The 21,271-nt window shown below is 39.7% G+C and carries 18 protein-coding genes; 5 read left to right on the forward strand and 13 right to left on the reverse strand.

Annotated features, from left to right (window positions below):
• Positions 1–73: 73 nt before the first annotated feature.
• The 3 genes from K0R93_RS00945 to K0R93_RS00955 all read left to right on the forward strand — a co-directional run bounded on the left by K0R93_RS00945 (position 74) and on the right by K0R93_RS00955 (position 4,212).
• Positions 74–1,654: a sodium-dependent transporter gene (locus tag K0R93_RS00945; RefSeq protein WP_300296158.1), complete on the forward strand. Its 1,581-nt coding sequence runs from the start codon at positions 74–76 to the stop codon at positions 1,652–1,654.
• A 262-nt stretch (positions 1,655–1,916) separates the two neighbouring features.
• A complete protein-coding gene (locus K0R93_RS00950; RefSeq protein WP_300296161.1) occupies positions 1,917–2,612 on the forward strand; it encodes a hypothetical protein in 696 nt (231 codons plus the stop codon).
• A gap of 247 nt (positions 2,613–2,859) precedes the next feature.
• Positions 2,860–4,212 carry a sodium-dependent transporter gene (locus K0R93_RS00955; RefSeq protein ID WP_300296164.1) on the forward strand — a complete coding sequence of 451 codons (1,353 nt, stop codon included), beginning with the start codon at positions 2,860–2,862 and terminating at the stop codon, positions 4,210–4,212.
• A 129-nt stretch (positions 4,213–4,341) separates the two neighbouring features.
• On the opposite strand, the gene K0R93_RS00960 is transcribed toward K0R93_RS00955, so the two are convergent.
• From K0R93_RS00960 to K0R93_RS01000, 9 genes are all read right to left on the reverse strand, one after another.
• A complete protein-coding gene (locus K0R93_RS00960) occupies positions 4,342–6,672 on the reverse strand; it encodes a DNA topoisomerase (protein WP_300296167.1) in 2,331 nt (776 codons plus the stop codon).
• Positions 6,673–6,877: 205 nt separating this feature from the next.
• Complete coding sequence (locus K0R93_RS00965; RefSeq protein WP_300296170.1) at positions 6,878–7,129, reverse strand: GIY-YIG nuclease family protein; 252 nt, start codon at positions 7,127–7,129, stop codon at positions 6,878–6,880.
• Positions 7,130–7,315: 186 nt separating this feature from the next.
• A complete protein-coding gene (locus tag K0R93_RS00970; protein ID WP_300296172.1) occupies positions 7,316–8,452 on the reverse strand; it encodes an ABC transporter permease in 1,137 nt (378 codons plus the stop codon).
• Between the two features lie 10 nt (positions 8,453–8,462).
• On the reverse strand, positions 8,463–9,239 hold the full coding sequence (locus K0R93_RS00975) for an ABC transporter ATP-binding protein (protein WP_300296175.1): 777 nt from the start codon (positions 9,237–9,239) through the stop codon (positions 8,463–8,465).
• 12 nt (positions 9,240–9,251) lie between these two features.
• Positions 9,252–10,265 carry an HlyD family secretion protein gene (locus K0R93_RS00980; protein ID WP_300296178.1) on the reverse strand — a complete coding sequence of 338 codons (1,014 nt, stop codon included), beginning with the start codon at positions 10,263–10,265 and terminating at the stop codon, positions 9,252–9,254.
• Positions 10,266–10,283: 18 nt separating this feature from the next.
• Positions 10,284–10,892 carry a TetR/AcrR family transcriptional regulator gene (locus K0R93_RS00985; protein ID WP_300296181.1) on the reverse strand — a complete coding sequence of 203 codons (609 nt, stop codon included), beginning with the start codon at positions 10,890–10,892 and terminating at the stop codon, positions 10,284–10,286.
• 300 nt (positions 10,893–11,192) lie between these two features.
• A complete protein-coding gene (locus K0R93_RS00990) occupies positions 11,193–12,899 on the reverse strand; it encodes a glycosyl hydrolase family 18 protein (protein ID WP_300296184.1) in 1,707 nt (568 codons plus the stop codon).
• A gap of 270 nt (positions 12,900–13,169) precedes the next feature.
• On the reverse strand, positions 13,170–13,691 hold the full coding sequence (locus K0R93_RS00995) for a chromate transporter (protein WP_300296186.1): 522 nt from the start codon (positions 13,689–13,691) through the stop codon (positions 13,170–13,172).
• Positions 13,675–14,229, reverse strand: coding sequence for a chromate transporter (locus tag K0R93_RS01000; protein ID WP_300296189.1), 555 nt, complete (start codon positions 14,227–14,229; stop codon positions 13,675–13,677). Before K0R93_RS01000 ends, K0R93_RS00995 begins: the two co-directional genes overlap by 17 nt.
• A 437-nt stretch (positions 14,230–14,666) precedes the next feature.
• Here K0R93_RS01000 and rd point away from each other — a divergent pair, with 437 nt between their 5' ends.
• Together rd and K0R93_RS01010 are read left to right on the forward strand one after the other, a co-directional pair.
• Complete coding sequence (gene rd, locus K0R93_RS01005) at positions 14,667–14,828, forward strand: rubredoxin (RefSeq protein ID WP_184307006.1); 162 nt, start codon at positions 14,667–14,669, stop codon at positions 14,826–14,828.
• A gap of 164 nt (positions 14,829–14,992) precedes the next feature.
• Positions 14,993–15,886: a DMT family transporter gene (locus K0R93_RS01010; protein WP_300296196.1), complete on the forward strand. Its 894-nt coding sequence runs from the start codon at positions 14,993–14,995 to the stop codon at positions 15,884–15,886.
• A 33-nt stretch (positions 15,887–15,919) separates the two neighbouring features.
• On the opposite strand, the gene yihA is transcribed toward K0R93_RS01010, so the two are convergent.
• The 4 genes from yihA to lonB all read right to left on the reverse strand — a co-directional run bounded on the left by yihA (position 15,920) and on the right by lonB (position 21,189).
• Positions 15,920–16,603 carry a ribosome biogenesis GTP-binding protein YihA/YsxC gene (gene yihA / locus K0R93_RS01015; protein ID WP_300296199.1) on the reverse strand — a complete coding sequence of 228 codons (684 nt, stop codon included), beginning with the start codon at positions 16,601–16,603 and terminating at the stop codon, positions 15,920–15,922.
• Positions 16,593–18,941: an endopeptidase La gene (gene lon, locus K0R93_RS01020; protein ID WP_300296202.1), complete on the reverse strand. Its 2,349-nt coding sequence runs from the start codon at positions 18,939–18,941 to the stop codon at positions 16,593–16,595. The genes yihA and lon overlap by 11 nt, the downstream gene beginning before the upstream one ends.
• 271 nt (positions 18,942–19,212) lie before the next feature.
• The gene (locus K0R93_RS01025) at positions 19,213–19,353 is read right to left on the reverse strand and encodes a hypothetical protein (RefSeq protein WP_300296205.1); all 141 of its coding nucleotides are present in this window, start codon (positions 19,351–19,353) and stop codon (positions 19,213–19,215) included.
• A 144-nt stretch (positions 19,354–19,497) separates the two neighbouring features.
• Positions 19,498–21,189, reverse strand: coding sequence for an ATP-dependent protease LonB (lonB, locus tag K0R93_RS01030; protein ID WP_300296208.1), 1,692 nt, complete (start codon positions 21,187–21,189; stop codon positions 19,498–19,500).
• Positions 21,190–21,271 lie beyond the last annotated feature (82 nt).

The following is a 21,271-nucleotide window of genomic DNA, read 5'->3' on the forward strand; positions in this document are numbered from 1 at the left end:
GCTAATTATTTTGAAACTATTTATAATGGAAGTTGAAATAGAAATCATACATTTTAAAGGAGGGAGCACTCTTATGAGCAATTCAAGAGAGAACTGGGGATCCAAATTAGGATTGATCCTTGCTATGGCAGGTAATGCCGTTGGCTTGGGTAACTTCTGGAGATTCCCGTATCAAGCAGCTAGCAATGGCGGCGGCGCATTTATGATTCCTTATTTTGCAGCACTACTTCTTATCGGTATTCCTGTTATGTTGGTAGAGTGGAACCTTGGACGTTACGGCGGTAAGTACGGTCATGGTACATTAGGTCCAATGGTTTATCTACAGGCTAGAGAAGGCACAAAACCAAAAACTGCTCTTATCATTGGTTCATTGGCGGGTATGATTGCTTTCGCAGTAACCTTGCTAGTTAACTCCTACTACAACCACATCATCGGTTGGACATTGGGATACAGCTTCCTTTCTGTAACAGGTGGTTACTCAGACACAGCAGTATCTACAGGGGAAGTATTTGTAAACTACATCCAATCTCCAGGTATGGTATTTACTTTCTGGATTTTGGCTCTTGCAGGTCTTGGATTTGCAGTTATGAGAGGTATCCAAAAAGGTATCGAGGCTTGGGCAAAATTAATGATGCCAGTTCTTTATATATTCGGTATCATCCTAGCAATCCGTGCTTTAACCCTTGGCAGCCCAGTAAATCCTGACTGGTCTTCCATGAAAGGACTAAATTACATTTGGAACCCTGACTTTACAGCCCTTAGCTGGAAATCAGCGGTTGCTGCTGCTGGACAAATTTTCTTCACATTGTCTATCGGTATGGGTATCATTTGTAACTATGCTTCTTATTTGAAAGCTGATGATGACGTAGTTTTATCATCCTATGCTACAATTTCGTTAAATGAATTTGCAGAAATTATCCTTGGTGGTACTGCGGTTATTCCAATCGCGTATGCATTCCTTGGTCCAGATGGCGTAGGTGCTGGTGTAGGTCTATCCTTCATCGCTTTACCTAACGTATTTAGAACAATGGCTGGTGGTGAAATCTTCGGAGCATTATGGTTCCTACTGTTATTCTTCGCTGGATTTACATCTGCAATCGCAATGTACAACTATCTAGTGGCCCTTTTGGAAGAAGATATGGGTATTGCTAGAGGTAAAGCAGCCTGGTTAGTATTCCTTGGCTATATCATTGTAGGTTTACCAGTTGGTCTAGAACCAATTTTAACAAAAACAGCAGATTTAGCTTACTTTACAGAGGTTGATAACTGGGTAGGTTCCAACTTGTTGATCGTACTTGGTTTGATCGAAATCATCGCAGCTTGCTGGTTGATGGGTGATCGGGCATTTGAAGAAATGAATCGTGGTGGAATTTGGAAGGTACCAAAGTGGTTCTTCAATACATTCCACAAAGTAGTAACACCGTTGGTCATCATGATTTTAATCTTCTTCTCCTATAGAGATTTCTATAGAGCTGGATACTTCAAGGCAATTCCAGATTTCGTGGCAGGTACTCCACAGTTAATTCCTTGGGTAAATGCTGCAAGAGTTGTGGTATTCTCTGTAATGATTATTGGTTTCATCCAATCCTATAGATCTATTAAGAGAAAGTATGCTGATGAAATTGAAACCAATAAGGTAACTGTTCGTATATAACATTGAAGGAGGTATTCATATGACAGGTGCAGCTTTGGGATTTATGGTTGTTACATGGAGTATCATCATTGTTGCCATAGTGGTTACAATGAAGCCCCTTTTAAAGGGAGACAAATAATTTAGGGATAGGACCCCACCTTTGGTGGGGTTTTATTATCGGCAGGGTTTTATATCAACCCATATACAACAGGGATTAGAATATGATACACTAATATCAATCATACTATAGTTATGAAATGATCAGCAGATAAGGAGTGATTCCATGCATACATCACATTTAATGGATATCATGAAAGAATTAAATACCTTGACAGCAAACCCCAAGGTGATTGCTCCAGGCAAGGGGGATAAACTTCGAAAAGACCTCGTTTCCTTGGAAACAGGCTATAGGGGAATGGAAATTCCTGATTCCTATGAACATGTATATGAAGCCCTCTGCAAGAAAGGTAAAGACACTGTTAAAAAATTAAAGGAAAGCAAAGATCAGAAAGAGAACCTAAGCAAACTTGAAAGCTATGTGCGATATTTACATGCGGCCAAGGGCGACTTTGAAGGCAAAACTCAGGAGGTAAATAGGTATCATATCAACTTCCTCTTTACTTCGGCTCTATTTTTGGCCCTTTCTCCTCAATACTTTGGCTTCATCCTCCCAGCAGTATTTTTTGTACCTATGTTCCTAGGTATGCGTGGCATAAAAAGTCGTTCAATCAATGGACTATATATGAGCCTTTCTGTGGTACCTGTAGCCTTAATGACATCCTTCATTTGGATACGATACGGCATCTATGCTTTATCGAACTATCAGGAGGCTGTTGGTCAAGTGGTTGCTGATACAGGTCGTTCCCTTGGTGTAGCAAAGGCACTGGTAACTGGACCTCCAGTTCTAGCATTGATTTTGTTGGTATTGGCAGCACTCCAGGCCTATCGAGGCTTCAAGAATAAGAACTTATTTGTTTAATCATCTAATAAAAGCACACTTTGCTTCGACAAAGTGTGCTTTTATAATTAGGTTTTGGATACCCTAATGTTAGTCTAAATCCTCACATATTCCCACTAATCATTTAATAAAGTTTATATATATTAAAACATCGAGATATTTATTACATAATTGACACATTTTATCTTCCGTGTTACTATCTCTTTAAGACTTTTTAGTATTTTTTTGATAGTTCAGAATTATCTTTAACTTTAAGGAGGATGAATGAATGGACAAACCATCTCTTCAAAGAGATTCCTTTGGTAGTAGATTTGGTGTGATTGCTGCAGCAGCTGGCTCTGCCATTGGTTTAGGGAATATATGGAAGTTTCCATATATCACAGGTGTATATGGGGGCGCTGCCTTTATTGTTGTTTATTTAATTTGTATTGCACTCATTGGTTTTCCCCTAATGCTTTCTGAATTCTTGGTTGGCCGTAAGTCACAAAAGAATGCCATTGGCGCTTTCAAAAAATTAGCCCCGGGCACACCTTGGTATTTAACAGGCTGGATCGGGATGGCTGCAGCTTTCGTTGTTCTTTCTTTCTATGGTGTAGTTGCAGGTTGGTGTATGGAGTATATTGTGAAAGCCGCTGCCAACGCCTTTGCTGGCCAATCTCCAGGCCAGATTGGGGGAATGTTTGGTGCATTTATAAGCTCAGCTGCAAAACCAGTTTTATGGCAGATCGCATTTATGGGATTAACAGCCTGGATTGTTGTGGCTGGTATTAAGGATGGCATTGAAAAATACTCTAAGGTATTGATGCCTTTACTCCTTGTTCTCATCATTATCCTAGATATTCGCGCTATTACCCTTCCAGGTGCAGAAAAGGGTCTAGCCTTCCTGTTCAAGCCTGACTGGTCAAAAATAACCGGCGAAGCAATTCTAGCAGCATTAGGTCACGCTTTTTTCTCTCTCAGCTTAGGAATGGGTACCATGATTACTTATGGCTCCTATATTCATAAAAAAGAAAATCTTGGTGAAACAGCTGTACAGGTTACCCTTGCTGATACATTTATTGCTTTATTAGCTGGTGTAGCCATATTTCCAGCCGTATTCGCCTTTGGCATTGAACCCGGTGCAGGTCCTAGTTTAGTTTTTATAACACTCCCTAATGTATTTCAACATATGCCCTATGGACATATCTTTGGCGTACTATTCTTCATACTGCTTGCTGTGGCAGCCTTAACTTCATCGATCTCGATTCTTGAGGTTGTTGTTGCCTACTTTGTGGAAGATTTAAAAATGTCTAGAAAGAAGGCTACCCTTATTGCTGCCCTCATCATCACAGTGATTGGTGTGTTCTGTTCATTATCTAACGGTCCTTTGGCCGAAGCTAAGATATTGGGATTGACATTTATGGATCTATTGATGTGGCTTTCAGACAATCTATTGCTGCCATTGGGCGGATTATTCATCACACTCTTTGTGGGCTGGTATATGAAGAAATCCTCTGTAGCGGAAGAGTTACGGTCTGAGGGTGTGAAAGCTGGTTATTTTGAGCCATTCATCTTCTTAACAAAGTTCGTAGCTCCGATTCTTATTGCCCTTGTATTCTTAAAAGGAATTGGTCTTCTATAATTTAAACTTCAATGTAAATAGAGAGGGTGTAGTACACCCTCTCTATTTGCTATTTACTATCTTATCCTTTTCCTGATTATCTGAAGCATTATTAAAATCAAAGCACCCTCCCCAATAACCCGTCAATAACTATTCTGTAATACGATTAACATTCTTCAGCTCTAGTGCACCAGTTTTGCTCTCTTTGAATTCTAAGGATGCTGTACAATTTTCTTTTGTTTGTGGTAATACAATATTCACTTTATCTATTTTTCCTTTTTCAAGCAGTTCTTTTACCATTTCCATATTGACTTCTTGTTTATAAAGATCCAGACTATTTTTCCAAACGGTAAATTTGCATTTTTGTTTCCAATTGCTACAATAGAAGGCTTTACTATTTTCTAAAATTTCTCCTGTTTCACATGCGATGCACTTTCCAATAGCGAGTCTTCTTTCTCTCCTTTTTTTAGCATCTATGTTTCTTTCTCCAACATTATTAGAACTAATTGAAAACGAACTCGCAAGATTTGAATTGTTACTGAGTTCTAACACTTTCTGTGTATTTTTCCTTATATATGTCTCTAACTTTACCATATAGTCTTCTGATCTTATTTCACCATTAGCAATCATACTAAGTCCCTTTTCCCAACTAGCTGTTAATTCTGGTTTTAATAATGACGGGATCGACCCATTCACTACGTCATAAATCCCTTCCCCCAATGATGTAGGGGTTAATATTTGTGTCTTCTTATTTAAGTCAATGTAATGGATTTTCTGCAACTTATTCAATATCTCAGCTCTTGTAGCACTAGTACCTATTCCACTACCTTTAATTTGTTCCCTCAATTCCTCATCTTCAATTAGCTTTCCTGCACTCTCCATAGCTAAAATCATAGAACCTGAGTTATATCTTTTAGGGGGTGTAGTCTCTGATTCCTTGATTTCAAGTTTATCAATTTTCACTTTCTGGCCTTTTTTTAATTTCTTTAGTGATTCTTCTTTATCCAGTTTTGAAGATACATCCTTACTATCATCATTCAATACTACAAGATAGCCTTCTTGTATACATACTTTTGAAGTGGAAAAAAAGCTCTCTGTTTTAATTTTAGTCGTGATTGATAACTGACTGAAGATTGCAGGTGGATAAAAGATTGCTAAAAACCGTTTTATGATAAACAGAAACGTTTCTTTTTCATGATCTGACAACTTATTAAAACTACCTAACCCTTGTCCAGTAGGTATAATTGCATAGTGATCCGTAATTGCTTTATCATTTACATACTTGGTTTTCTGTAAGCCCTTATACAAACTCTCATCCAATATTTTCTGAAGAAAACTTCCTATTGCTTGATCTTTACTATCTAATCTACAGGATTCTTTGATATGCAAAAGTCCTTTTAGGTTTGATTCTATTTCCTTCGCTACAGCTGTTGATAAAACTCTTGCATCTGTTCTTGGATAAGTGATCATCTTCTTTTCATATAGCTTTTGTGCAATTTTGAGTGTTTCATCTGGACTTAACTTTAATTTCTTAGAGAGCTCATTTTGTAATTCTGCCAAGTTATAAAGTAAAGGAGGATTTTTTGTTTCCTTCTTCCTTTTAATTTCCTCCACTACAGCAATTAAATCTATATTGTCCTCTTTTAAATCATGAATAAATTTCTCAGCAGATTTTTTATCCTTAAATCCGATATCCTTAAATAACAAGTTAGACATATAATAATCCGAACTCTCAACAGCCTTCCACTCTCCATCATAATCAATCGATTGATCGAATTGAAAATTAGAGACAATCTTATAATATGGAGTTTTCACAAATTCCCTAATCTCTCTTTCTCTTTGAACAATCATTCCAAGTACACATGTCATAACCCTCCCAACAGCGATAACAACATATTTCTTTGCAAGTTGTCTACTCAGTGTGTTTCCATAACACAGAGTCAATAATCTAGAAAAATTTATTCCCATAAGATAGTCTTCTTTTGCTCTTAGATAAGCAGCATTTGCTAAATTATCATATTCATTTAATGATTTTGCATTTTTGACACCTTTTTTTATTTCATCTTCTGTCTGTGAATCAATCCATACTCTTTTTTTGGTCTTACCTTTAACATTAATCATCTCATCTACAAGCCTATAGATATATTCACCTTCGCGCCCTGAGTCTGTGCATACGTATATGGTAGATATGTCTTGTCTTTTCATCTGTGCCTTTAGTACATCAAACTGTTTCTTTACATTCTTTATTACTTCATATTTATATTTCTCAGGTAAGAATGGAAGGTCTTTAAGTGACCATTTTTTATACCTCTCATCATATTTTTCAGGATAACTCATGGTTACTAGGTGCCCAATGCACCATGTCACAACAGCTTCATTTGATTCGATAAACCCATCTTTTTTATTACCCTTAATATTTAATGCTTTTGCAAATTCTAGTGCAACGCTTGGTTTTTCTGCAATATATAAGGCTTTACTCATCTAAACACATCACTTTCAACACAATGTTTTTATCAACTAAGACATCATGATTAGAGCATATTTTAAAAAACAACTCAAACATAGAAAACTCTTTTGATATTTATATTATAAACGATTACTCATATTTAGTAAAATTATGTCGATTTTATGTTTTATCGAAAAAATTTATCTATAAACAAAAAGAAAGCCAGCACCATTGTTCGACTCACTTTTCAAAATTAGTTTCTATCAGTTTTTCTTTTTCGCTTCTTTTCAGTTTCTTTATATTGTTCTCACGCATCTGAGCTTCACTACGGGTCGAACTTTCCTCCCAATAAACTAACTCAACAGGTAGCCTTGCCCTCGTGTATTTGGCTCCCTTTCCCTCATTATGAGCTATTAGCCTTTTATGAACATCTGTTGTCCAACCAGTATATAGGGTTCCGTCTGAACACTTTAAAATATATGTATACGGCATATTTTATCTCCCCAAGATTTTACTATAGAATTTTGCCTGTTCTCACTTTTAATCATAGATAATCTAGGATTCTCACCCGACGCTTCACCGTTGCAGCTCTTTCCTCGAATTTGTGTTCCTTTGGTATTATATTATAAAAAGGAATCAGAAAATGCAAGAAGAAAAGTGTGGATATATCCACACTCCTTAATCGAGTCTCTTTTTAAACCTAAAGATTGCAATGCTAATCAACAAAATGGTAAACAGAATCAACAGTATTACCTGCTGATAGATATATTCAATACCCACGCCCTTCAGCACAATGCCTCGAATGATTTGTAGATAGTAGGTCAATGGGATTCCGTACCCCATCATGTAGATGGGCTTTGGCATAGCCTCCCTGGGGAATACGAAGCCGGATAGCAATACGCTGGGCAATAATGCCAATAAAGATAATTGCATGGCCTGGAGTTGGGTTTTTGCCACCGTGGAAATAATAAGTCCCATAGACAAAGCACAAATCACAAAGCAGGCAGACAATACCAATAAAAGGGGCACATTGCCTTGGATGTCCATATGAAATACAACAATGGCTAAGATCATGACCATACCAAAGTTCATAAATCCGATGAGTACATAGGGCGTCAGCTTGCCTAAAATCAACTCTATAGGGCGAATAGGTGTGATAATGAGCTGCTCTAGGGTTCCACGTTCCCGCTCTCTGACCAAGGCAAATGCTGTCAGTATAATGGTGATGTTCTGAATCACCAATCCAACTAAGCCAGGGATGGTAAACTTAATGCTATCCATTTCCTGATTATATAAAACCCTCGCCTTTGCCGCCACACCAGCCTTCCCTCCCATTGCCATGGCTCCTTTTTTCTCCATGGCTTCTGTCTTTAACTGTACGGAATATTGGTTTGCTGTCATTACAGCACTGGGCAAGGCTGTTCTTGAGACCGTTGAGTCGCTGCCATCAATAAGGAATTGTACCTCTGCCTCCTTCCCTTTGTGGATGTCTTTTTCAAATCCCGGAGGAAAGATCACAGCCACCTTTACCAATCCACGATCAATAAGGTCAATGGCATCCTGGTCCCTTGATACGTAATATTTATCAATAAAATAATCTGTATTCTTAAGCTTCTGGACGAACTCCCTGCTGGCCGTACTTTGATCCCAGTCTACTACAGCCATTTCCACATTCTCAATATCTATTTTTACTGCAAATCCAAATAGGAACAACATCATAATCGGTGCAATAAATGCAATAACCATACTGGCTTTATCCCTTCTAATATGGATAAATTCCTTTCTAACAATAGACATAAATCGCTGAAAATTCATGGAGCCACCTCTATTCTATATGATCCTTCATATCTCTGAAGGATCCTCTTACTTTAATATCACTGATTTTCTCCACATAGGAAATGAATATATCTTCAATGTTTTTATTGTTATTTTCCTCCATGATTTCCCCCACCGATCCCAATGCAATAATCTTTCCTCGGTAAATAAAGCCAAGTATGTCACAGCTTTCTGCTTCATCCATATAGTGGGTTGTAACGAGAATCGTAATGCCTTCTCGAGACAGTGTATGAATCACTTCCCAAAACACCCTTCTTGATACAGGATCTACCCCTGCCGTCGGTTCATCAAGTATAAGCAGTGCAGGTTTGTGAAGTAAGGAACATCCAAGGGCAACCCGTTGTTTCCATCCCCCTGAGAGGATACCGACAATGGCATTTTCTCTTCCCCGTAAAGCACACAAATCTAGGATTTCATCGATGCGACATCCTAACTCCTTTTTAGGTATTCCGTAAATAGATGCAAAGAACTGCAGATTTTCAAGAATCGTCAAATCTTCATAAAGCCCAAACTTTTGAGACATGTAACCGATGTTTTGTTTAATTTTTTCTGCATCTTGAAGGATATCTAAGCCCAAGACCGTTCCTTTCCCTGATGTGGGTCTTAGAACACCACACAACATACGAATCGTCGTTGATTTTCCCGAACCATTAGGTCCTAGGAAACCAAATATCTTTCCTTTTGGAATAGAAAAGCTGATGCCATCCACGGCTATAAAGTCTCCAAATTGTTTTTTTAAGTCTTGAATTTCTATGGCAAATTCCATCTTCTCACCTTCTTAATTTGTGTTCTCTTGATCGAGATCTGCATCTAGTACCATACCTGGATTTAACTGGTCCATTCCCTCAATCACCTTGATCTTAACCTGGTGGACCCTATTATGGCGATCTTCCTTTGTGGTTACATTGGATGGAGTAAATTCAGCCTGGGGCGAAATAAATATAACCTTTCCTTTCAGTTTCTGGTCTTGCACTGTATCGGAAAGTAAATTCACTTTCCCGCCAATTTTTACTTGATGGATCTCTTTTTCAGGTACATATATTTTCATCCACAAATCCTCCCTATTCATCAAGGTAATGATCGGTGCCCCTGCTGGTAGAAATTCGCCTTCATGATAATATTTATATAAAACAACCCCCTGATGGACTGTCTTCACGTTCACCTTCTCCTTTTGGGTCAAAGCCTGCTCATAGGCATACTTTGACTGGGCTACACTATACTCACTGCTTTTCACTGTCTCCCGGGTTGCACCCTTTTTCACCAAAGCCACCTTTGAACGCATTTTTTCAATGGCTTTTTCCGCATTTTGTACGCTTGCCTCTGCTTGATCCAGTTGAAGCTTACGATCTTTCACTTGCTGCTCATTTACGGCACCTTCATTGAACAGTGTCTTTGTGCTATTATAAAGGTCTAACTGGTGGCTATATTGTTCTTTCGCCGTTGTCAAAGCAATTTCCGCTGCCTCGAGTTCCTGCTCTGCAATGACGATTTCCTCTTCCCTTGAGCCATTCTTGATGTCATTCAGCTGCTCCTGCTTTGCATTATAGCCTGCCTCCTGCTGCAAAGCATTATATTTCAGCGTGGCATCGTCCAACTGGGCCACCACTTTACCTGTTTCCACAACATCCCCTTCTTCTACAAAAAGTTCTTTGATCATCCCCCCGATATCCGTTGTCACATCATACTGGGTAGCTTCTATTGTGCCTGTGTACCTCAATTGATCTCTATCCTTTTGCCCACATCCCGTTAAAATCAATAGGAATATGATCGCCATCCATCCGATTTTTTTCATAAATCATTCCCCCAAATACTATTTTGATATTCCCTTCAAAAATATTTCTATAGTTTCCTCCAACAATTGGTCTGCGTTTATATCCTTTGAAAAAGTCAGTATATTGTTTCCCAGCAGGTTGCTTACAGTAAACCCTATGAGGGTTAATGTCATGGTCGTGGGGCAAATATTTTTAAATCGTCCTGCTTCCATGCCCCTTCGAAAGAACTCATCAATCACGCCCTTAATCGGCAGTATTACTTTTTCAAAATAGGCACTCTGTAATTCCGGGTGATACTGGGCTTCATTTAATACCACTCTTATAAGGGGTAAATGGGATTTAATCAGTTTGATTCTATTCTGTATGAAATCCATGAAGATTTCTCGATCACTTTTCTTTTCATTGCTTTCGAATATTTCTTTTAATCCGCTTCCAACAATTTTAGGTCCAACTGCTTCGATCATCTTCAGCAAAATCCCATGCAGTATATCCTTTTTTTTAGGAAAATAACGGAATATGGTTCCTTCCGCGATGCCTGCCTTTTGGGCGATTTCCTTCGTCGTTGTACCATTAAATCCTTTTTGTGAAAAAATCTCCACTGCTGTTTCCAATATCTTCTGTTCTGTTGTCAAGATTTCCTTATCCATATCAGCACCTCCAAAATGAGTGATTACTCACTATTATATTACTCCTTTGAGTATTCCTTTGCAAGTTTATTACGTCGAATTTAAAAAATATTTTTGTCCTTTTCCCGGGAAATATGTAGAAAGAGAATGATTGACGGGCGATTCGTGAATCGCCCCTACGCTCTCAACCTCAACCTCAACCTCAACCTCAACCTCAACCTCAACCTCAACCTCAACCTCAACCTCAACCTCAACCTCAACCTCAACCTCAACCTCAACCTTAGCCTTGCATGGCTAAATAAAAAACTAGGGAGTTCATCCCTAGTTATTCTCAAAACTCAGCTCGTGATATTCTCTTCCTCTTTTGATTATCTCGTCCAACACCATCCAGACGTCTTGGTCTTCAAATCCCCGCCTCCAGGAGGCGGTCCCAGCCAAATCATACTTCTCCACCAAGGTTGTTTTTAAGGCAATGGATCTTGCATCCTCTAGCCAAATCTTGAAGGTTGCGCCATCTTCTTCATACTGGGCATAATACTGTCCTAGATCCTCGTTCCAAAGTACCGCTGCATCTTTTTCTTCTATGATTTCCTTGGCCCTTACCATGGATACAGCCTTAGATTCTACCTTTATTTTTCCAGTTTCATCCCTATACTCTTTCCAAACCCGAGTATAAAACGGCAGTCCTAAAAGCAGCTTTTCAGGTGGTATATTCTCCATGCTTCGAATAATCCCACGCTCGACCCAAGGCATAGATGCAACAGAACCGCTGACAGGGCTGGTAGCCCAGTGTTCATCGTATGTCATTACCGCCATATAGTCCACGTGCTTCGCTAATTCTTTTCTATCGTAAACCTTTGACCACTGCTCGCTGCTGGAAGGTACGGTTACATCCATGGATAGGCTGATATTCTGCTTATTCGTATAGTAACTTAGTTCCCTTACAAAGGCTGTCAAAACGTCTTTATCTTTATAGTAGATATTTTCGAAATCCACATTGATTCCATCTAAGTTATATATGCTTGCATACATCAACAGTTGACCGATCACTTGTTTTCTTTTCTGAGGATCCTGTAGTATTTGAGAAGTTAATGCAGGGTCAAACCCATTATCTACCAGCCCCCACACTTTATATCCCTTTTTATGGGCTTCATTCACATAATGCCGATTCCCTTTGTTCATCACAATCCCTGATTCATCTGCAATGCTGAACCATGTGGGTACAACCACGTCTAGCGATTGGATTCTGCTTTCTGCTCCTATATTAGGAGATTTGTCATGGACATACTCCCAAGCGATATTTATTTTTTTATCACCTAAATCCTCTTGTGCCCGTTTTTCATTGATCTGCATGCTAGGGGACTCTACTGGATTTAAAATTTGAACATGCTTTTTCTCTACATATCCCAATTCTCCTGTATTGCTGCGAATATGATACCAATCGCCCACTTCTTCAAATACCACAATACGGTCACCGAGCTTTAGCTCTGCCTTTGAGAATTCTAGACGAGAAGCTTTTTCTTTCATTCCCACTTTATTTCCGACAATCTCGCCTTGGCTTATTTCTGTGGCAGCTGCATCAATGATCACAGTGGCTCCATCCTCAATATAATCAATCTTTATTCCAAGTATTTCTTTTAAAAGGGTAACAGGTATAAATATGGTTCCTTCTTCTATACGGGTTGGTATATTTACTTGAACACCAGCGTTTTTTACATATTCTGTAAGCTCCTTGTTTTCTAGCTCCATCGTTGTATCTTGCAGTGGCATATATACCCTCTTCTGATCTTCGCTAAGGATGATATCTTGGTTGATATAATTCTTTATGACTTCATAAGGCATGTACAAAATATCATCATTATAAAGAATCAAAGGCTCCTCTTCCACCAGCCGTGCTCCGATGACGATCTTTGCCCTCCCCTCATAGCTCACAGGGGAAACCTCTTGGGATTGAAATACCATAAATATGAATCCCGCTGCTACACCTAGTATCAATGATAATCCTATAAACCAATAGATCCTTTTCATCCGTATCCCCCTTTCTTGACTGCCCACCTTACCTTTCTTCCCTTACTGTTATACTCCTTACTATTATAAAGACATTTCATGAAAGTTCAATGGTTTTCCCATGGTAGTTTTCGCCAAAGGCATTTTAGCAGGTTAAGGTTGAGGCTAAGGTTAAAAGAAAAGCATAGGAGTGATCTTTGATCACTCCTATGCTTTCTGCCTCCTGGCTGAGGACAAAGGGCGATTCGTGAATCGCCCCTACAACCTTAACCTCAACCTTAACCTCATCCCTTAAAACAAAATCGCTCCCATGACTCCGGCTAGGATAATCCCTAGAATAGGATTGACTTTAAATCTCCATATACCTAGGAACACAACCACTGCTATACCTATGCTTTTTATATCTACAAAGGCTGTTTTACCAATGGAAATCCCTGCACTAAGAATCAACCCTAAAACAGCAGGGCGAATTCCTTTAAACACTGCTTGGGTCGCCTGTGCATCTTTGACTCGCATAAAAAACTTTGCCAATAATGTGACCAACATAAAGGAAACAATGGCTACCCCAATGCTTCCAGCAATGGCTCCTGGTACACCTGCTACCTTGTGCCCCACAAAGGTAGCAGCATTGACCGCAATAGGTCCAGGTGTCATCTCAGAGATCGCCACCACATCAATAAACTCTTGGACTGTAAGCCAATGGTGGGTGTGTACAATTTCTTCTTCGATCATGGGCAGCATTGCCAATCCACCGCCAAAGCTAAACGCACCTATTTTGGCAAAGGTTAGAAATATCTCAATGAGTATCTTCATCCGTCTTTTCTCCTTCTCTAAATAGCATATATCCTGCAATTCCTGACATTACAATAACCATGATAGGATGTACGTTTAGTAAAGTAATCGCCAATGCTACACCAATCACCCACACCAAGTTGACAGCATTTTTTGGCAGGGGTTTTCCCAACTTCATAACTGCAAGCAAAATCAAGGCAACCACGGCAGGCCGGATTCCGCGGAATATGGACTCAATCAATGGCAGACTTCTAAATTGAATAAAAAACGTTGCTACCAGGAGGATGATAATTACTGAGGGCATAATGGTACCTAAGCACCCCACTACAGCCCCTGGAAAACCGAACAGTCGATAGCCAATATAGGTGGAAGAATTGATGGCTAGGGCTCCTGGTATTGTCTGGGATAGTGCGATAATATCAATAAACTCTTCAGGATCAATCCATTTATTTTTTTCAACGATTTCCTCCTCAATTAAGGGAATCATGGCATAGCCGCCCCCCAAAGTAAAGGCTCCAATCTTAAAAAAAATCATAAACATTTTAAACATATTTTTCATAAGCCCTATCCCCTTCTATCAACTAAGACTCAGTTCAGATGGAGTTTGCACCCGCGGGCACAGGTAACTCCACCTGAACGCCAAGTCGTGTTATCCAGGGGCTGTACAACTCTTGCCTCCCCCTTGTATAAGCAGGGATCATAAATCTTTGATTTATTGATCATCGCTTACACAGCGTGCAAGCGGGAGGCTTAGAGTTGTTAGCCATCGGATAAACTACATGCGATTATTGTCTATTAATATTCTTACTCTCTAAAAATTTTATATAATTTCCATCCAAATGTCAAATTTACATACATATGGTATTGAACCTAACATATAAATAAATATGAACAAATATTAAAAAGGATTTATATTTTTTGTTTAGAATACTATTATGGTGGGTAAAATCAAACTAGATTGTTGATTCATGCTTTATAATGAAAGGAGAATGTCAAATGCAAAAATACAGATGTATTCCATGTGGTTATATTTATGATCCTGAGGTAGGCGATCCAGACGGCGGCATCGCACCAGGTACTGCTTTCGAAGATATTCCTGAAGATTGGGTATGCCCAGTTTGCGGCGTAAGCAAGGATATGTTTGAGCCAGAAGAATAAAAAAACATACATACGAGGCGCACTGGGGTGTGCCTCTTTCATTTTTTGATTCCCAAATTTCTGTTTCTTCTCTATAATACTTCTTACTTCTGTGCTTACTTCTATGATAAAATATTTACATAATATATTTAGATACTAGAAATATCTTTAAAGGAGTGAACACAATGAAGAAGCAGCACCAGGCTGACCTGGCCTTACTTGGTGTAACCTTAGCATGGGGTATCTCTTTTATTTTAACGAAGAATTCCCTCGAATCCCTAGAGACCTTTAATTTTCTGGGCATTCGTTTTTTAATTTCCGCTGTTACCTCGGCATTATTCTTTTATAAACGATTGATGAAGCTTGATCGCACCACATTGAAATATGGTCTTCTCATCGGTGTCATCATGTTTTCTGGCTATGCCACCCAAACCATTGGACTGAATTATACCACGGCGTCAAAGTCTGGCTTTATTACTGGCTTTTCCGTCGTAATCGTTCCCATCTTTTCTGCAGTGGTTTTAAGAAAACTGCCAAAGTTTTCTTCAATCATTGGCGTTGTATCGGCAATCATCGGTTTAGGTATGCTCACCCTGGATGCCAACTTACAATTAAACATAGGTGATTTCTACACCCTAATCGGCGCCGTTTGTTTTGCTATGCACATTATCACCGTGGGCAAATACGCTGTACAGGTGGATTCCATCAATTTGGCCATTCTTCAGATTGGTGTAGTCGGCATCCTCAGTACCATCGTTAGCTTTTTATTTGAAACCCCTGTCATGCCCGCAGCAGGAAGTGACTGGTTCTCCATTTTATTTTTAGCATTTGTATGTACCTCAGGTGCTTTTATTGTACAAAATGCAGTACAAAAATATACCTCTACCACCCACACTGCTCTTATTTTCACAGGAGAGCCTGTATTCTCTGCCATATTTGCCTATATTCTTATCGGGGAAGTAATGAACAATAGAGGAATCATTGGCAGTATTTTGATTGTTGCAGGTATGATCGTGGCTGAAATAGATTTTGACCTATCTTTCTTCAAGGCAAAGAAGGGAAAAGTTATAGAGGAATAAAATAAAAAATGGGCAAAATGCCCATTTTTTATTTTATTCCTCTATAACTTCATCGTCTTCTTCAATGCCTTCTTCGAAATCTTCTCCATCTTCATCAGGAAGCACATCCATGTCATACAACTGATGACCATTTACCCTAAAAATCTCATGAATTACAGACCAAAGCTCCTCTTTTCCTTCTCTGGTTTCAGCAGAAATTGGAATCAGTATATCTTCCTTTTTCATCTGTAATGTCTCTCGAATAATCTTTAAGTGTTTCTGTCTTTGGCCCCGGCCAATCTTATCTGCCTTGGTAACCACCACAATGCCATTAAAACCGAAGTGCTTGATCCAGCTGTACATTTGCTGATCCTGCTCCGTGGGTTTATGACGGATATCCACCAGTTGAAATACTTCTAATAGGTTTTTCCGACTGGTCAGATATGTTTCAATCATCTTTCCCCATGTCTCCTTGTTGCTCTTGGATACCTTGGCGTAGCCATAGCCAGGTAGATCCACCAGGCTAAATTCATCGTTAATACGATAAAAGTTAATCGTTTGTGTTTTCCCTGGACTTGAGCTGGTTCTAGCCAGCTTTCTACGGTTTGTCAGCATATTAATACTCGAAGATTTCCCCACATTGGATCTTCCAGCAAAGGCGATCTCAGGTATATTTTCTTCTGGATACTGAGATGGCTTTACAGCACTAATGACAATCTCTGCACTCTTAATCTTCATTGATTTCTTCCTTCCTAACAAGGGCATGGGCTAGTACTTGATCCATATGCTCAACGAATACTAGCTCAAGCTTTTTCCTTACATTCTCGGGGATTTCTTCCACATCTTTTTGGTTTTGAACAGGAAGAAGAATTTTCTTTATCCCTGCCCGATTGGCAGCTAAAACCTTCTCCTTGATGCCACCTACAGGCAACACACGACCCCTTAGGGTAATTTCTCCCGTCATGGCAACCTCTCGATGGATTGGCATATTGGTCAGCGCTGAAATAACAGCCGTGGCCATGGTAATTCCCGCCGATGGTCCATCCTTTGGAATGGCCCCTTCAGGAATATGAATATGAATATCTAGGGTTTGATAAAAATCCTCCTGCAGCTTCAGTTCTTCCATCTTGGAACGAATATAACTGATACCAGCCCTCGCTGATTCCTTCATTACATCCCCTAATTGTCCTGTGAGTACCAGCTTGCCATTTCCTTTCATGGTGGTAACCTCTATGGATAAGGTATCTCCACCCACAGCTGTCCACGCCAATCCAGTGGCAATGCCTACTTCATCCTTCTCTTGGGCTTTGTCATATCTAAATCGTGGAATCCCCAAATAATTTTTGAGATTTCCTGGCTGAATTCGCACCACTTTTGTCTTTTCCTCCAGCATTCTTCTGACAGCCTTTCTGCAGATGGTAGCCAATTGCCGCTCCAGGTTTCTTACGCCAGACTCCCGTGTATAATAATTAATCACATCTCGGATAACCTGCTCAGAAATCTGTAGATTTTCTGGCTTCATGGCATGCTCTTTGATCTGTTTTGGCAGTAGGTATTTCTGGGCAATCATCAATTTTTCTTCTTCTGTATAGCCTGAAACATCAATAACTTCCATTCGATCCAATAAAGGTCTTGGAATTGTCCCTAGGCTGTTGGCGGTGGTGATAAACATTACCTTTGATAAATCAAAGGGCACTTCCAAATAGTGATCAGTAAAATCTTTATTTTGCTCAGGATCAAGAGTCTCCAATAGGGCTGCCGCAGGATCTCCTCTGAAATCACTGGTTAACTTATCGATTTCATCGAATAGGAATACTGGGTTTTTTGAACCTGCTTCTTTGATGGCAGATATGATTCTCCCTGGGATCGCACCGATATAGGTTCTCCTATGTCCACGAATTTCTGCTTCATCCCGTACACCGCCCAAAGACATGCGTACAAAATTTCTATTTAATGATCGGGCAATAGATTTTGCAATAGATGTTTTTCCAACACCTGGAGGCCCTACAAGGCAAATAATCGGCCCCTTCATTTCCTTGGCCAGCTGTCGAATGGCTAAATACTCAATAATTCTTTCCTTAACCTTCTTTAAACCATAATGGTCTTCATCTAATATTTCTTTGGCATTGTTGATATCCAATCGGTCCTTCGTCTGTTTATTCCATGGTAAGTCCAATATCCAATCTACATAAGTACGAATAACACCACTTTCTGCTGAACCCGGTGACAATCTTGAGAGCCTGTCTACTTCCTTTACAACCTTTTCCTCCACTTTCTTGGGGAGCTTTGCTTTCTTGATTCGATCACGATAATTTTCCATCTCATCATCGATGTTGCCATGATCTCCAAGCTCTTCTTGAATCACCTTCAGTTGTTCTTTTAAGTAGTATTCTTTTTGCACCTTGTTGATTTGTTTTTTTACCTTGGCATTGATTTCTTTCTCTATTTCTAAAATTTCAATTTCCCGTAGAAGTAAGCGGTATAGTACCTCTAGTCGATCCTTAGGCTGAAAAGCCTCCAGTATTTCTTGCTTCTGCTCTATTTTTAAGAGCATATGGGATGAAATGACATCAGCCAATCTACCTGGCTCTTCAATGGCTGTAACAGACATAAGAATCTCAGGTGAAATACGATTGCTAATACCTACATAATTTTCGAACGCATCCAGCACTGTTCGCATCAAGGCTTCCAGTTCCTTATCAATCTCCAGCTCTTCGTCCACCACTTCTTCCTCAATTTCTGCTTTAAAGAAGGGCTCTTCTTGGACGAGCTCAATAATTCTTGCCCTGCTAATCCCCTCAACCAATACACGAATGGCATCTCCCGGCAGTTTTAACATCTGTTTAATCTTTGCGATGGTACCAACTTCATAAAAATCTTCAGCTGAAGGCAAATCTGTTTCTGCTTCTTTTTGGGTGGTCAGAAAAATCAATTGATCATTCACCATGGCCTCTTCCAAGGCATTGATTGACTTTTCTCTCCCTACATCAAAATGCAGTACCATATATGGAAAAACAGATAGTCCCCTCAGTGGTATTAAAGGCAATATTTCTTTTTTCGTCTTTTGATCCTCCATATTCATCAACTCCTCGTTTATTAAGGATTACAATTATATTTTTCTCATTGTTTCTCTTTATATTCCTAGGAAAGGCTGTTTATATAAACAGTCTGACCACACCATCTCAGACAGTCTGTGTATTTAGATGTTATGACCCTTCATTTGTATATCGTTACACCTTATATATACACATCTGACCGTATATTAAAACCCACTGTTAGGCAATTCCTAATTATATATAAAATCACCAATTTTTTCAATACTTCTTTCACCGAAATACCTTGATCGATTATGCCACTAGAAACAATACCATGGTTATACCTACAACACCTATAACAGCAAATATGGAAATACCTAATCCGAAAGCCCTTAGGCCCCGGCTGCCTATTTCTTTGAAGTTCACCTCTAGTCCTATTCCTAACATGGCCATTAGTATAAAATAACTGCTGGCTTGGGTCATTATGTCAAGTGTAATATTTTATGATTCATTCTAAGCCCCCTTGTCATTCCATACCCAGTCGATTGCCTATGCTATTTTACCACAAAAATTTACAAAAAGCCAAGAATAGCACACCTAAGAAAGGGTGCTATTCTGACGATCTAATCCTTGGGCCATGGCAATCATCACATGATTGTTAGGGATAGATGCTATTTCTACGTGCTCTTTCACCACAGCATGATGAATCACCTCTTGTATATCTTCTACGGGTATTACTTCTACACCCATATCCTTAAAGCGATCCTGCCAATTTTCACTGGGGATCAATACTTTGGTACATCCAGCTAACCGTGCAGCTTCTACCTTGGCTACAACACCACCCACAGGCCTTATTTTTCCTCTAATCGATATTTCACCCGTCATCGCAATACGATGATCTATTTCTTTATTGGTGATGGCGGAGTAAATTGCACTTGCCACCGTAATACCTGCCGATGGACCGTCCACCATCATGCCTCCTGGAAAGTTCAAGTGAATATCATAATCCCTTGGATCGATTTGAAAGTTTTTTCTGATGACAGTCATTACATTTTCCACAGACCCTTGGGCTGTACTTTTTCTCTTTAATTTTCTTCCTGTTGAGGATACTTCCTCTTCACTAGCCATTCCTGTAATAATGATCTTTCCTGTTCCCTTTTCGGTAGGTATGGCAGTGGCTTCTGTTTCCGATACAACCCCTATATTGGGCCCTACCACAGCCAAGCCATTGACAACCCCTATTTGCGGCGCTTTAGCAATCTTGGATTGAGGTCTTGGATGGTATTGCCCACTTTCTACCACCCACTCCAAATCCTTCTTCACCAAAAGCTTTCTCCCTTCATTCAATGCCACACCACTGGCGATCTGAATCATATTGATGGCGTCTCTTCCACTGTGGGCGTACTTTTTGACAATCTCCACTGCTTCATCCTCAATGGCAAATTTCACTTTTTCTGCTGCATTCCTGCTAATTAGCCCTATTTCCTCAGGTAGCAAAGGTCTAAAGTAGATTTCCACACATCTAGATCGGATAGCCGGTGGTATTTCATTGGAAGTTCGGGTCGTTGCACCTACAAGTCTAAAGTCGGCAGGCAATCCATTTTGGAAAATCTCATGGATATACTTTGGTGTATTTGGATCTTCTGAATTATAATAGGCACTATCTAGAAATACCTTGCGATCCTCTAATACCTTTAACAGCTTATTCATCTGTACGGGATGAAGCTCTCCAATTTCATCTAGGAATAAAATTCCTCCATGAGCCTTCGTCACCGCTCCGGGTTTTGGTTGTGGAATTCCCGATTGTCCTAAAGGACCAGCTCCTTGGTAAATGGGATCATGGACTGTGCCCATCAGTGGATCAGCTATACTTCGCTCATCAAATCGGAGGGTTGTGGCATCCATCTCGATGAATTTCGACTGATAATTGAAGGGTGAGTGCTGTACTTTCTTCGCCTCCTCCAGTACAAGCCTTGCAGCCGCTGTCTTTCCAACCCCTGGTGGTCCATAGATCAGCACATGCTGGGGGTTTACACTGCACAGCGCAGCCTTCAAGGCTTTGACGCCATCCTCTTGTCCAATGATTTCTTTAAATGATCGCGGTCTTGTCTTCTCTGAAAGGGGTATGGTCAATGAAATGTTCTTTAATTCGTTGAGTCTTTCCAATTCCTTTCTAGACTCCTTCTCAATAGCAGATTTATTTCCACTCTGGCTTCTTAACAGATTTAAAAAATATAGCCCAATAATCACTGCAAAAAAGAATTGAACTAAAAAAAAGGCACTTGGCAATGTCGCTTCCTCCTTTCTCTTCGGGCGATTCGTGAATCGCCCCTACAATCTCAATCTAATTCTCTACGGGCGAACACTGTTC

The organism is Anaerosolibacter sp. (genome assembly GCF_029240175.1).
In the GTDB taxonomy this organism is placed as follows: Bacteria; Bacillota; Clostridia; order Peptostreptococcales; family Thermotaleaceae; genus Anaerosolibacter.